The sequence below is a fragment of the Methanococcoides mangrovi genome, assembly GCF_052057775.1.
GTDB lineage: Archaea > Halobacteriota > Methanosarcinia > Methanosarcinales > Methanosarcinaceae > Methanococcoides.
In genome coordinates, this window is the sequence record NZ_CP195121.1 from 109,474 (window position 1) to 123,670 (window position 14,197).

The window sequence follows — 14,197 nt, forward strand, 5'->3', positions numbered from 1 at the left end:
TGCTTTTAGGGGGTGCTGAAAGGCGCTAAAACCGTGTGCTCCGATAGTGTAGCACGGCCAATCATACAGGACTCTCACTCCTGTGACTGGGGTTCGAATCCCCATCGGAGCACTCTAACTTTTTTCATACTCCTAACAAATACACTTTGTTTTTGTCTGATAGTATATAATATTTTAAGATATTACTGCTTTTTACTCCTTACTTTTACAATATCCATTGTATTTTACATAAAGCTCCAATTCTAAGTTTAAAATAAAATTAGTACTTAGTTCGGCTGACAAACCAATCAAGGAATAATTTTACTATTGAAAGATATATTGAATTGATGTCAACTAAAAAGTCAAAACGAAATATATATTTTGTATAAAGACTGACTGTATATTAAGTATAAATTATATGATTTTTTGGGGGAAACTGGCTTTAAAAATACCATAGGAGGACTCGATATGTCAGTTGGGACAATAATTGGTGCAATTGCAGGACTTATCGTCGCTTGGGTAATAGCAGCTTCAAAATCAAAATTTACATATTTAGGCGGAGGATACGGGGCATTTGAAGGTATGGGTACCCTTAAAACTTTATTACTATACCTAGTATTAGGAGTTATTGGAGCAATAATTGGGACTATTCTACTTTGAAAGGGCCACATGGCCCAAACCACAAAACAATTTTGAGCAATAAAAATCTCTATATTTTATTCCATGGGTACCTGGTCAGAAAAAATGTTTGACTCGTTACCAGAACCATCTTCTACATCTGAACCCAGATCAACTTCACTATCAAAACCACTTTCTACGTCAGAAAACAGATCCAGTTCGCTATCAAAACCACTTTCTACTTCAGAAAACAGATCCAGTTCACTATCAAAACCACTTTCTACTTCAGAAAACAGATCCAGTTCACTATCAAAACCACTTTCCACGTCAGAAAACAGATCCAGTTCACTATCAAAACCACTTTCCACGTCAGAAAACAGATCCAGTTCACTATCAAAACCACTTTCTACGTCAGAAAACAGATCCAGTTCACTATCAAAACCACTTTCCGGATCGGAATCCAAGTTAAAGTCTTCTACTAGTGCATCTACATTAGGATCCTGATATGAATATATTTTAGAACCGTCATTAGGCTCTGGTTTTATCTCAGAACCACTTTCATCAAACCCCTGGTTAGTGTCTATTTTACTATATAATGGTATTTCACCAGCGGCATTTGGTCTTCCGCCACCACCTAGTTTTAGATTTTGATCATGACGATCTTGACTACGTTGAAAAAACTCATCAACATATGCTGATAACTTAGATCCGCCTACTTCTTTTTCTTCATTTGTACCCAGAAAACTTTTGTTAATCCAATTTTTGTATTTCTCTTGGCTCTGTTCCCTTCGTTCATCTATTTCTTCACGTATTTTATCCCAGAATTGTTTTGATTTTCTTTTTTGGTCTGACAAAGAACTATTAAGATCAGTAGTTTTATCTGTTGACATTTTTCATCCCCCGCCCCTATCCTTAAATCCATTTATAGATTCCTTTGATTCCTTCAATTCATCCTGTTCCCTATTTTTCTTTTTGCTTTCATCTGCGACTTCATTCTTAACTTCGCTCTTCGCTATTTTTTCTTCATTTTTAGCAAATTTCTCTGCCTCGTTCTGCATCAGCTGTTTTTCCGAAGTAGACATCTGACGCATTGATGAAGAGTGTTCGCTATTCCAGGAATCTACTAACTGTTTCCATTTATACCTTTCAATTGCTCTTGTAACATCACCATCAGAAGCCATGATCTCAATCTTTGCATTCTGACGGGAACCACCTAACTTAGCTTGCAAAGATTCAGCTAATTTTTTCTCGACTTTAAATTCCTCTAGAATACCTTTACTGTCATAGCCTGAATCTATCATCTGGTCTATTGCATTTGATAGACTGTGAGGATTGTGCCCAAATGAGATCATTTCTTTTCCAAGTTGGGGGCCTAATGTTTCGAACGTCTTTCGTATCTCTCCCTGAATAACTTTCTGCAAAGCTCCCTCTTCCCAGCCCCCATCAAGTCTTGAAGCCTTCTCATGAATAAATAAATAATCGTTTAGATCCTGCTCAGTCATGCCTAACTGCCGCACAATGCCAGTGCATTCATCGCCAAGTGTTCGGATATTTATACGTGAATAATGTAGTTCAGCCTGCAACTTTGAACCAGAAGCCGGTTCAGTAGTAGCGTACCCCTTTTCCTTTGAACTGTCCTTATATCTTAAATTATCCTCTGCCCCTAGTAAAGTATCACCAAGATCGGGCTGAGTATCGTTAACAAGTCTTGTCTTCGGAGGAACATATCCATCAGGAGAAGAAGGGAGCTCTCTTGCGGGAGAGGTTGATGTCGTATCTCCCAATAGACCGAATTCCCGACGTATATTATCGATTTCCGGCCTGCCTACTTTTTCTGCCCATATCTCCAATATCTGTTCATATTCTCCCATTGTTGTAGTGGTGGGATCGATATTAAATTTCTGGCGGATATAATCTAAAGAATATTGTTTAGCTTCTTTCCACTTTTGCTCCGTTTTTATCCTTGCATCAGGGGTTTTATATCCATCTTTTCCGGGAAAAAATCCTTTTTCATCATATTTTCGTATGAATTCAGCTACCGTATCAGTCTTAGCAATATCCCCTTGTGCGAGCCACCTATCTCGTATCATTGGCAGCCTGGTAACATTTGACCATTGATCATACGCTTTTTCAGTACAGTTTTTAGTATCCGTATAAGTAGCATGATGCCCATTTATATGTTTTTCACTATGTTTATTCGCTACGTTTATAATTCTCTTTGTCCTTATCTGGGGTTCAACATCATTTTTTGCTGCTTCTGCTAATTCACACAAGAATTTAAAATTTTTATCACTATCGTGGTCATAGGGAATTGATTTTCCTGTTTCTGGAGTCTTAAACATAAAATCTTTGTGAAGCTCGTTAGCTCCTACTTCATGAACAAAAAGTGTTGTTACTTCATTATCCTTTATAAGACTCATCTTCATGGCAAGTGACAGGTTCTTATCAGTGAAATGAGGAACAGTTGGTTCTGTATATGGAACATCCCCCCTTCCAGAAACTCCAGATCCTTCATCCAATCCTCTATTAGTACGTTGAAGAGGAGTTCTTTCCTGTGATACATCTCTTCTTGCAATGATACGGATATCTGCATCTGGTACATCATCGATTTTGCTCAAGCTTTCGCATAATTTATCTACATCTGAATTAATTGCTTTGAACTCTTTAGATGTAGTTAATGTCGGATTGATATTTTTTAGTTCACCCCAAGAGCTGGTCATTTTTTTTAATAACGGTGAAACCACGATTTGTCCCATCATAGAAATTTCTGCACAAAACCTTACTGCATTCACTAAATTGATGAATTCTTTACCTTTCTCCTTGTAATTACTGATTATCCATCCCTGATATTGCTTTACAGCAATATCGATCGCATTAAAGGCTATTGAAGCTATTTCAACAGCTTTTTCAAGAATAGTCGGAGCATAACCAACACCTAATGTGCCAATCGAAACACCTATCTCAACAGACTTCCTTAATTTTTCTGACACAGCGTCTACCGATTTTTTATTTATTTGGAGCAAATATATTGCAGGACGATACATGACAATACCACCCTGATCATAATCAACGATGCCAATTAATTGATCAGGATCAAATATTGCACCATCTACAGTTCTTGCGGAAGCAGGTAATGTAGAGATTTCTTTTTTATATTTTTCAGTCTCAGAACGAAGATAGCCAATATTTAGAAGGATACTACCATCTTTTTTCAGGTATGCAAAAGGAGAGATTCCATCAAACATTGCATCACTTGTAGGTACAAGAGGAATTTTTTCTTTATTGACAATTTTACCTACAAATTGTTTTGTATCCCGATAGTTTAGAAAGGTAGCCATAATGCGATTTGCGTGTTCTGATGCTCCACTTTTAGAACTGTAGGTCAAAGCATGATACAACATCGATAGTGCTTTTCTTCCTTCCGGATTTTTCCCCATTAGAAGTAGATCTTTATTAGAAGTAGAACTAAGAAATGTGAGGGCAAATTCCTTATTTTCTACATTATTTAAATAGTCGGCCCATGGCATTCCAGGAAGAGCCGAGTCTTTTCCATGTTTCCATTGAGGATGTAATTCATTCTGGACATAACTGTACAGTTCTTTTCCATAACCATACCTTTCAAAGATCCCGTAGGCTGAATATTTTATTTTTGTGGAGTGAGGTACAAGGGCCTCTGATATTTTTTTTGCCAGATATTCAGCCTCGATTTTTTTCGTTCCATCATAAGAATAAGTCTTAAGAACTCCATATATCTGAATTACAGCTTTTAATCCATCTATATCGCTTTTTGCATTTGCAAGGTAGTGTTCACTTTTAACCAGTTCTTTAGCAAAATTCAGGGCAGCATCAGGTTTAGAGGCAGCAAAATCATTTTGAACGATATCAAAAAATTGCTTGCCTGTAAGCCTCTTACGCAGTATTCCTTCCTTATTAAGGTTACTTTGGAAAACAGAAGGAACTTTTTGTAGAATTCGGAAAGCTTCATTTTGAAGCTTTTCATTTGAATTTGTTATAAGGACCAGGGCAAGCCTCACACAACCTTCAAATCCATATGGGTCCTTTAATAATCCGTCAAGAATATCATCCGATAACTTAGCAACAATATTAGATGCAAAATCCATCTTCTTAAATGTACTGCCAGGTGTGTCAAGTCTTTTTTCAATAATATTTTTAAACTTTTTACCGTCAATATATCCACTTCGACCAAAGATGCCTGCCAGATCTTTTGAACTGTATCTATAAGAAGGAAGCATCGTTTTTCTTGCAGTCTCCTCCTTTGAAAAAATACTCTCTGATCCTTTAGCTACTCTTCTTCTAGTGTCAATTACAGTCCTTGCCCACTCATCCCAGTTTCTATTCTCCATTTCACCAATCTTGATCAACCGGTCTCGAATCTGAAGCCAAGAATCCTTCAATCTTCTATAGTCAGGATTACCTTTCTCTATCTTGAAACCTACTGGAAGTTTATTCTCCAACCAAAATTTATTGTTTATTTGATCATCAAGGCATTTTTTTGCGTCTTTAGAAAGAGAATTATACTTCTTTCTGGCCCATGTACGATCAACTGTAAATTTTTTGGTACGAAGTTCAAAAGCTTTATCCAATTCATGAGGCATTTTGACCAACTGTTTGTTTTAATTTTCATCCGCAATTATAGTTTCTTAATCTGTTTTAGCATCAGGGTAGTCTGAAATGATGTTTTCAACTAACATTTTGACTTTTAGGGGAGAGATCTCTTTCGAATAACCAGTTTGAAGAATACAGCAAAGACCAAGTTTCTGGATAAGGTCATCTGAGATATCTGGAAATATTAGTTCTCTGATTATTTTTTGGTAGAATTCTACCCACTGAACATGATCATTCTCATCAAAAAGTTGAATGGACTTTCTCTTATATTCCTCATCCTTTAGAATACTAGAAAGGTAATAACGATATAAACAGGCATTATCCGTACATATTTGGCTGCATAGGTCGGTTGGTTGTTTTCCAGTACAGAGTTTCCGATAGTATTCGTTGAATTCCTTCATTTTGTCCTTGTCCAGGGATCCATATGAAAATTGCTGTGGTTCTTCCAGATACTTTTTCAACATTGTTATGGTAAACTCAAGAAGAATACTCTGTATTTTTTCTCTATCTTCAAAATGCCATTTATAACGAAGACTTATCTGATCGAAGAAATGTTGTAAACCCTGAATAAGAGCACAAATTCCGATACCTTCGGGATCTTTTACTATTTCTCCCTCTTCTCTGCCTGATTCTATCATATGTTTCAGGATCTCTGGGAGAACGGGTGACTCATCCAGCATAGCAAGTACCAGATATGGTATCTTAGGTAAAAACAACCTTTTTCTTGAAACATTTCGTCCAGTGTTTTTGTATTTACAAATGTTATTACAATATTCAGTGCAACTTATATATGGAGCAAATATTTTCCGATCTCCAATAGAATCCATCAGAACTTTTTTTAGTATAATTTTCTCATCTTTATCTCCAGAACTTGCTTTGATCTTAGAGTAAGGTACTTTAACATAATATGCCCCTGTGTCTTCTTCACCATAGACTGCTGCATAACCCGGGGAAAACGTTGTAATCATCTGTGCTTCTTGTTCAAAGATGTTCATCGTTGCACTCATAGCTTTCCGGTCATCTTCTGCAACAATACGATGCATTATTTTTAGGTTTGTATTCTTCAAAATATCAGGTGCGAGTTTTGTAGGGATCTGTTCCGAAATTAAAAAACCCTCCCCATATGCACGAATTTCTGCCAGTATGTTAGTAAAGGTCTCAACAGACTTAGCTCTTGTATTTCCTACATAAGGATTATCAGTATGTGATACTCCCAGAAGTCTGTGTGCCTCTTCAATAACAGTAACATGTTTCAAGTCAACTTTCTCTGTAAGCCCCTTAGAGATATAGTATTCATACATCCGTGTAAGGATCAAGCCCATAACAAAACATTTTTCATCATCATCACCAAGGGCCTCTAACTCCAATATTGAAGGCTGGTTTAAAAATGATTCAAAGTCGATCGTTCGTCGTGTATCGAGCATGAGTCCTTTTCCGCCGATCAGCATACTACCTATTCTTGTCTTTAGAGATCCTTTTATCTCCATAGTGGTTTCTTTTCCATAGCCCAGTCTGTCTACAACAGCATCTACTTTGTTATAAAGATCTGTTAATGTCGGATTTGCATCATTATGGGACCCAAGCCTGTTCTTATTAGATGCAAGGTCCCATCCTCTATCAGTATAAACTTCATGAAGACATTGTTCAAGGACATGTGGTAAGGGACCCCACATATAGAAACTTGCATTAAATACAGATTTAAGAAGATCAATATGTGTTTGCACAGAGACTCCGGGAAGGATTTCGAACGGATTGATCCGGAATGGAGATATTCTCTCATCACCAAGAGTAAAAACCTTGATATTTTGTTTAAAGATGTCACTGTGAAGAAGAGACATATATTCGGTTTTTGCAGGTTCCAAAACTAAAAATGGAATATTGTGTTTAATCCAAAGTTCTTTTAGCATAAAGAAAATGGTATTCGTTTTACCACTACCGGTAGTTCCCACAATCAGTCCGTGTTTATTGAGATTTTTAACAGGAACATTATAGCAATTATGAGTTTTTTCCCCTTTATCAAGAATCTCTCCGATGGCGATACTAGTGTCGTCGGTATCTTGCTTCGATACTTTAAACCGTCCGTATGGCTTTATTGAGAATCCTGGCATTTCCTGAGAAGGAAGATTGATAAAGACACCCAGATCGTTTGAATTGAGAATATTCATGTAGGCATATGGGTGCTGTAGTTCCCCTGGTGAAGAAGGAGGAAGAGTCACGATCAGACCTGGCTTCTCCAGTTTCCCCATTAGATTCAATGTTTGGACTTTACCTGTCATTGTACGGTTGCTTCCAAATGCTCCTTTTGCAATTGCTTTAAAATTGTTCATCGTTTCGGAGGACTGAGTAAAAAGAAATGCAGCTGAGTGCCAGAGTCCGGTCATTTTTGCAGTTTTTAATGATCGCAAATAATTGGTTAATAACTCTTCATACGTCTGTCCGAGCGGACTGCGAATATTTTGGTTTGCAGAATGACTTAACATCGATTCCTGAAGATGCCTTAATTCTTTGAGAATCATATTGTTGTAATTTGTGATCTCCTTGTTAGATATTGGAATTGCATAAATTAGGTACCAAAAATTATCTCCGTACATTCCCCTCAATAGTTCATCAATTTCCGTTGAACCCCCCATTAATTCGGGTTTTTTGTAGCTTTGAGGAGTTACATCCAATGCAGACTGATTTGAAATTTTCCCAGAGTATGAGGGGCTGCATATAATAATTCCTAAATGATTGAACTCTTCGGTGACCTTCAAAAAATCATCAATAATTTCTGATTTTATGGAAATTCCTTCAAAAAATGCATTGAGTGATCTTTTCAGAGTTAGTATATCCCTCTCAACTCTTGAAACATCATTTCCAAAAGTTCCCATTATTATTTCAATATTATCAGAACGGCCAAATATGCCAAATATAACAGGAATATTCCCTTCGTGTAATCCTGAAAGTAGGTATGCCATCAAACTCTGGATGGTTTTTGTCTGGTTTTCACGTATCTTCCAAAAATCCGTGAGCCCAAATATTTTTAAGATACGAACATGCTCAAAAGTTCTTATCTCCAATTCATCTGCATCAACGACTCCGTCCAGATCATCAATGAATCCTCTTTCCAGATATGCAATATGATTAGTTGAAAAATGATACTTTTTGGCAGGATCAATGTTTTGTGCTGAAAACGGATTATTTAGATTCTGCGATATTCTCCCCACTCCCCTTTTTATTTATCATATTCATTATTTAAATTTATGACCAATATAATACCATAGACCAAGACATATACAACCTCCAATGAAAACAAAAAAACTTATTCCAAACTCTTCATCACCTGGATTTGAAACGATCATACCAATCAATCCACCAAAAAAACCAAAGAAACCTGCAATAGACAAAATGATAATAGGGCCAATAAGTAAGGATGAAAGCAAACCCATATGCTTTTTTATAATCACTTCTGAATTTGAAGTATTGTTATAAATTTTTTGAGGAACTAACACACCCTGATTGCTAATTTTTCCTACTATATTGACAAAATCGCCTTCCTGAACTTTATTGATTATCTGTTTTGCACGAATTTCTACCGGTAGCAAAGCTTCAGTATTTCCATCCTGATCAGTAATTTGTAATCTGAAAGATAGATAATCTTCTGCTTGCTGCCCAAATACATTTGCATGTGTTTCATGTCTTTCAACACTTAATGCAGTTCCAAGAAATTCTTTCTTTTTAGACATATTCCCCACTCATTTTGTTAGATAAGGGATAACTCTGTTTTACTCGCCCCGTCGTATTTCCAGCTAAAAAACAGGACTTATTTATAGATAAATAAGATCCAAAATGACAAAACCCAAACTGGAAAATTATTAATAGATACAGATGTTTCCCCACTTTTCCTTATTTATAACATAACTTTTTATGTAATATTAAATTAACGAGGATTCCTATGAACCCTGTATACTTATCATCCCTCGGCGTTAATACCAAGATAGATATAGCGCCTTATGGATTTGATTTTTGTTAAAGAATAAGAAAAGACATGTAGATGTAGAGGGTGTCTCTGGGTAAAAATGCTTAAATAATTTTTGCGTGAAGCATTAATATTAATCATTATTTTGAATTATTCTGCCATTCTGAACTGCAGGACTTACTTACACCAATTTATTCAAGAATAGCTTGCACATAAGGATTCTGTCGAGACAGACTAGGAGATTTTTTTCGATATATTATAGTTCCTGTTCCTTTTTACCATAAACCGGCACAACAGTCTTTTTACTTTTCATTTAACTTGCCTGTATTCACACAAAAAGAATCTCTCTTAGAGTTTGACTCCTTGTTTTAATGGATATTGTTTTCGAATTAGATTTTTGTTTTATGCTCCCATCGGAGCACTAATTCTTTCTTTAAAAACATCTTTTTTGGAATTATTAACAGAAAATAACTTTGTTTTTAGAAATATCATTGATTCGTGGGAATTCATCATCCGCCATCATTCCAGACGATCCCAATAGCAAAGAATATTAAACACACAGATATAATATTTGCAGGGAAACGTATCCGAACATACTGATCAAAAGAGAGATACAATGAATGAAAAGCAGATGAAATATCTACCCACATTGGGAACGCTGATCGGCGGATCAATTGCATATTTACTAAGACCTGAAGCTCCAGAGGTAGGGAAACTACCATTTAATGTGATCATGACAAGAGGAGCAGAGCTTAGTGGAGCAGAAGAGGCACTCATAGCAACAGCTCAAGCATCATTTAACTACATTATCATAGGTGCAGTGATAGGTGCAATAATAGGCATAGCTGTCTTCTGGGCCATGAGTGATAAAACAAGGTGTAAGACATAATAAGTAAGATTTTTCTGTGTGCAGGATTGAGCAAACTGCACCATCAGAAATTCAAGGACATACCAACGAATAAAATTTGATTTCACATACACATATTTAGTATAGGCAGCATACACGAATTTATTCTTTTTTTATTTGTTTTTCTTATTGGATTAGCCGCCCAGAAAGAAAAGCAGATCTATCAGGGACTTTTATCCCCGCAAACAACCTTCCGGTATTCCATTTCACAGGCATACAAACAAGCCGCAAGTCTTTTGTCATTCAGGTCGTTCACAGATCCCTTTAGCCCCAGCTTCGAACATTCCTCATAGACTTTACAGACATCACAACAATTAATACCCACAGGGCAACCTCCGGAAAAGTACCTATGGACATATCAATGAAGGATATGACTTAAATTCAGCGTTCGAACAGAAGACAATCACATAGAAGAAGAAGAAGAAGAAGAAGAGAAAACACAATAGGCCACCGGCCAGATCAGCAATAGAACAAGAAATACACGATGGTGTTGACCTGCCCCTATGCAAAGCATTGGGGAAGATTCCCCACCATCAAAGGCTTGAGAGGAACGATACTTTGCTCAGTGCTAAGACTACGAAGGAACCGACAGCGACATCATGAAGATTGAGGGGGATCATGCCACCAGGGTTCGTAATCACATATAGCATCAGTGTTGCAATTCCTGCAAATGCAAAAGCTCCGATAATAACATCTTCCATTTCTACCATATTTTCACGCTCAATGAGGGGGTTAAGCATGCGATAGAGGTTGATCTGTCAACCGGTATCGTATATACACAAACCACGACTCGTTTTTTGAATTAGGGTTGTTTTTTCCTAAAAGATCATGTAGTATATAAATATTTCCGTTTGTGCCTGAAGCAATGTCTTTAAAGACCAAAAAGAAGAAGATAGAAAACAGAAATCACACATATGGAGAATATACAACAAAATCGGATTGCAGCCCACATATGTGCAAAAAATAAAGAAAATTAGTAAGAAAAAAGAATGTTGCAGAAAAATAAAGAGAAGACATGTTCAAACCTGAACCCAGATCAGGCCAGAACATCGACCTCTCTTGCTTTATCCACGGAGTTGTAAAACACAGAATGAACAATATTTCCCAGATCTTCATCCATGAAGGGCTTTGTCAGGTAACCCTGGTGCCCCACCAGATCAGCCCTCTCACGGGTCTCTTTGGACGAGTCTGCAGTAATGAAAACTATGGGAATGGTATATGACTCACGTATCTTCATGGCCGTAGCAATACCATCCATTCCACCCTTCAACCTGATATCCATAAGGATGAGGTCAGGATGTATACTCCCCACCATAGAGATGGCTTTCGCACCCCTCGAAGCGAAACCCACTACATTATAGCCCATCTTCTCAAGTTTCAGTTTGATCATCATACCGACGATCAGCTCATCTTCAACAACAACTATCTTTTTGTTTTTCATATTAACTATCCGGACGATCTGAAACTGTTCTCGTACCCGCTCCCCAAATTCTATTTATGCAGTACTGTAATGCATACTGTCGCTCATCACAGACATGGTCATGTTACTGATCATAAGACCAGCCAGTGACTTAATAACCTCAAGGCTGTCACGGTCATCCTCAGGAACAATGAACTCAGAAGATGAAGATGCGATCAATAATCCTACAAAGCGATGTTCATGATGGATCGGAATGATAGCTGTGCCCTGCAGTCCCTCATCCTGCATAACCGGACCGGTAATGAATGGATAGATCTCCGAATAGTGCTTGTATACAGGAAAACCCTTCTTCGCAAAGTTCACCTGACTTGAATCAGCACCGAAATAGGAAACACTGTTCACAAATTCATTTGAAATTCCCTTGTGGTTCACAAGTACCAGCCCCCCGGTGACCTCATCAACCACATATAAGGCACAGATATCGATTGCTTTAAGCTGTGTTGTCAGCTCAAGAAGAACATCCGTCGAGTCCTCCAGGTTAACAGGCCAGCTGAGATTACTGCCCAGCTCATCCTGAATGAACATAAAATCATCATGTTTTTTTTCATCGTTGATATCAACGATCTTTGCCCTGAGATACTGCATCAGACCATCTTCATCATAAACGATCTCCGCATTCTCACGTACCCACCTGACATCACCATCTGCATTTAATATCCTGTATTCCTGTACAAGCTCTTCCCCAGGATTTCCGGAATAGTCCCGAAGGACCTTGCGGACCTTTTCAATGTCTGCCGGATGAATTATATCTTCATAGGAAAGTCCATAGACCAGAAAGTCACCAGGTTCATAGCCAAAAGTAGAAACGCTATCTGATACAAAATCCAGTGGCCATCCATATTCAGACCTCCAGACAAATGTTACCTCAGGCATTTCCCCCCGAATGTCCTGTAAATTTACGATTCCATACATAGCGTCTACCCCTCTCAAAAACATAAATTGAAATTTAAATAATATTTTGAACAGTAATTTGATTTTTTTCAGTAAATGACATTATATCTAAAAAGAAAGGAACCCGATGATGTTCGGGAACCTTTCAAATAGACGAGTTGTTTCCCCTTCAGAAGAGTTGATCCCCCATCACTTCTCCTTTGAGATTGCTGATACCAGACTTACAGCAGCGACCTTCTCGACATGAGCCTCGTGCTGTGAGTAGAACCACATTGGCACATAGAGACCAAGCACACAAATTCCAACAATGGTTGAGAACCAGCTGCCTTCAACACTGTTGAGGTAGATGATACCGATCAGACAGAGCGGGATGTTGAAGAGACCGAAGAGCAGTGCAACGTTCTTCCATCCTGCTGGTGCCTTGAATGGCCTGTCAAGACCTGCAAGGTGTGGTGCTGATTTTGCCTTGACGTATGCGAAAAGGCTGATACCGTTTGCACAGACATATCCGATTGCTGATGCAGCAAGGATAGCTGATGGAGTACCCATTGAGATCAGGATCAGGTTGAATACACCGATAATGACCATTGCGAGTACCGGAGTACCATGTGCGTTTGTTTTCTTCAAGAACTTAGGAAGGTTTCCTTCAGTTGCCATTGAGTGCATTGCCCTTGAGGAACCAAGGTATGCAGTCTGAATGATCAGGACCATTGCTGCAATGAGCATGACAATTGCAATTGTTGAACCTACGTCACCGAGTGCTGCCTGTGCAACCGGAAGCATTGGGTCAATTGGTGCAGCGGCAATTCCATCGATACCGATCACACCTGTAACAGTTGCCTGTACGAGGATGTAAGCTACCAGACAGATAGCACCACAGGAGAACAGTGCCTTTGGTACATCGGATCCTGGCTCCTTGTATTCAGGACCATAGATAGCTGCAGTTTCCCATGCGCAAGCACTCCACTGGGCCATTGCAAAGATACCGAGCAGGATCAAGATGTGGTTAACATCCCATGCCCAGTCAGTTGGAAGCCATGTGCCAGTGATGTTTGACATTGAGAAGTCACCTGTTGCATAAGGTGCCAGTACAATGATTGCCATTGGGATAAGTGAGAAAGCTGCAAGGATATAACCTACAAGCGCACCACTTGAAAGACCACGGTAGTTTACGAGTATAAGTCCACCAAAGATCACAATACCGGCTGCAAGTGAAAGCTGGTACTGGCTGAAAGTTGATGCAAGTGAAGGGAAGAGACTGTGGAGATAGAAACCTACAAGAATTGCAAAGATTGCAAGTACAGGGTTCCATGCGAACCAGTAACTCCATGCACTGAATCCACCGATCAGTTTACCCTTGTCGTATTTACCTTCGTGGTTAGGTGACTTGAAAACGTTCTGCGCAAATCCGGGCAGACCGGATGCGTTAGGGAAAGTTGTTGCAAGCTCACCATATGCGAGGTTCTGCATAAATCCCTGAAAAACAGAGAGACCCCATACAATAATAGCAAATGACCATAGATAACTGGCAAAATAACCAATAGATGGCAAGATCAACAATGGTACACCAATGGCGATCGCCAGTCCCTGTTTCCAATCGATTGATCGTTCAAGTTCACCGGCTTCACAGACCACTTTGGAACACTGCTCCGCGTGGTGCCAGTCTACACCGGCTGGTTTTTCTTCAGACATATTCCATCACACTCCTTTTTATAAAGTTTGCTTAAATCAGCAATAA

11 protein-coding genes and 1 tRNA gene are annotated in these 14,197 nt (G+C 38.4%); 3 read left to right on the top strand and 9 right to left on the bottom strand.

Annotated elements, in window-relative coordinates:
• Nucleotides 1–37: 37 nt before the first annotated feature.
• Nucleotides 38–112: transfer RNA gene (locus ACR3I3_RS00625), tRNA-Glu, on the top strand.
• Nucleotides 113–447: 335 nt separating this feature from the next.
• Complete coding sequence (locus tag ACR3I3_RS00630; protein ID WP_440952659.1) at nt 448–639, top strand: hypothetical protein; 192 nt, start codon at nt 448–450, stop codon at nt 637–639.
• A 56-nt stretch (nt 640–695) separates the two neighbouring features.
• Here ACR3I3_RS00630 and ACR3I3_RS00635 read toward each other — a convergent pair whose 3' ends face one another.
• From ACR3I3_RS00635 to ACR3I3_RS00650, 4 genes are read right to left on the bottom strand one after another with little or no spacing between them, the layout of a single operon-like run.
• A complete protein-coding gene (locus ACR3I3_RS00635) occupies nt 696–1,487 on the bottom strand; it encodes a hypothetical protein (RefSeq protein WP_440952660.1) in 792 nt (263 codons plus the stop codon).
• Nucleotides 1,488–1,490: 3 nt separating this feature from the next.
• Complete coding sequence (locus tag ACR3I3_RS00640; RefSeq protein WP_440952661.1) at nt 1,491–5,222, bottom strand: hypothetical protein; 3,732 nt, start codon at nt 5,220–5,222, stop codon at nt 1,491–1,493.
• Nucleotides 5,223–5,258: 36 nt separating this feature from the next.
• Nucleotides 5,259–8,429: an ATP-binding protein gene (locus ACR3I3_RS00645; RefSeq protein ID WP_440952662.1), complete on the bottom strand. Its 3,171-nt coding sequence runs from the start codon at nt 8,427–8,429 to the stop codon at nt 5,259–5,261.
• Nucleotides 8,430–8,453: 24 nt separating this feature from the next.
• Nucleotides 8,454–8,948 (bottom strand): hypothetical protein, encoded by a 495-nt coding sequence (locus tag ACR3I3_RS00650; RefSeq protein ID WP_440952663.1) that lies wholly within the window; start codon nt 8,946–8,948, stop codon nt 8,454–8,456.
• Nucleotides 8,949–9,797: 849 nt separating this feature from the next.
• Here ACR3I3_RS00650 and ACR3I3_RS00655 point away from each other — a divergent pair.
• Nucleotides 9,798–10,070 carry a hypothetical protein gene (locus ACR3I3_RS00655; RefSeq protein WP_440952664.1) on the top strand — a complete coding sequence of 91 codons (273 nt, stop codon included), beginning with the start codon at nt 9,798–9,800 and terminating at the stop codon, nt 10,068–10,070.
• A gap of 181 nt (nt 10,071–10,251) precedes the next feature.
• On the opposite strand, the gene ACR3I3_RS00660 is transcribed toward ACR3I3_RS00655, so the two are convergent.
• The 5 genes from ACR3I3_RS00660 to ACR3I3_RS00680 form a co-directional block, all read right to left on the bottom strand.
• Nucleotides 10,252–10,413 carry a hypothetical protein gene (locus ACR3I3_RS00660; protein WP_440952665.1) on the bottom strand — a complete coding sequence of 54 codons (162 nt, stop codon included), beginning with the start codon at nt 10,411–10,413 and terminating at the stop codon, nt 10,252–10,254.
• A 208-nt stretch (nt 10,414–10,621) separates the two neighbouring features.
• Nucleotides 10,622–10,798 carry a hypothetical protein gene (locus tag ACR3I3_RS00665; protein WP_440952666.1) on the bottom strand — a complete coding sequence of 59 codons (177 nt, stop codon included), beginning with the start codon at nt 10,796–10,798 and terminating at the stop codon, nt 10,622–10,624.
• A 326-nt stretch (nt 10,799–11,124) separates the two neighbouring features.
• Nucleotides 11,125–11,529: a response regulator gene (locus tag ACR3I3_RS00670; protein ID WP_440952667.1), complete on the bottom strand. Its 405-nt coding sequence runs from the start codon at nt 11,527–11,529 to the stop codon at nt 11,125–11,127.
• Between the two features lie 54 nt (nt 11,530–11,583).
• The gene (locus ACR3I3_RS00675; protein WP_440952668.1) at nt 11,584–12,480 is read right to left on the bottom strand and encodes a PAS domain-containing protein; all 897 of its coding nucleotides are present in this window, start codon (nt 12,478–12,480) and stop codon (nt 11,584–11,586) included.
• A gap of 168 nt (nt 12,481–12,648) precedes the next feature.
• Nucleotides 12,649–14,151 (bottom strand): APC family permease, encoded by a 1,503-nt coding sequence (locus ACR3I3_RS00680; RefSeq protein WP_440952669.1) that lies wholly within the window; start codon nt 14,149–14,151, stop codon nt 12,649–12,651.
• Between the last annotated feature and the right edge of the window lie 46 nt (nt 14,152–14,197).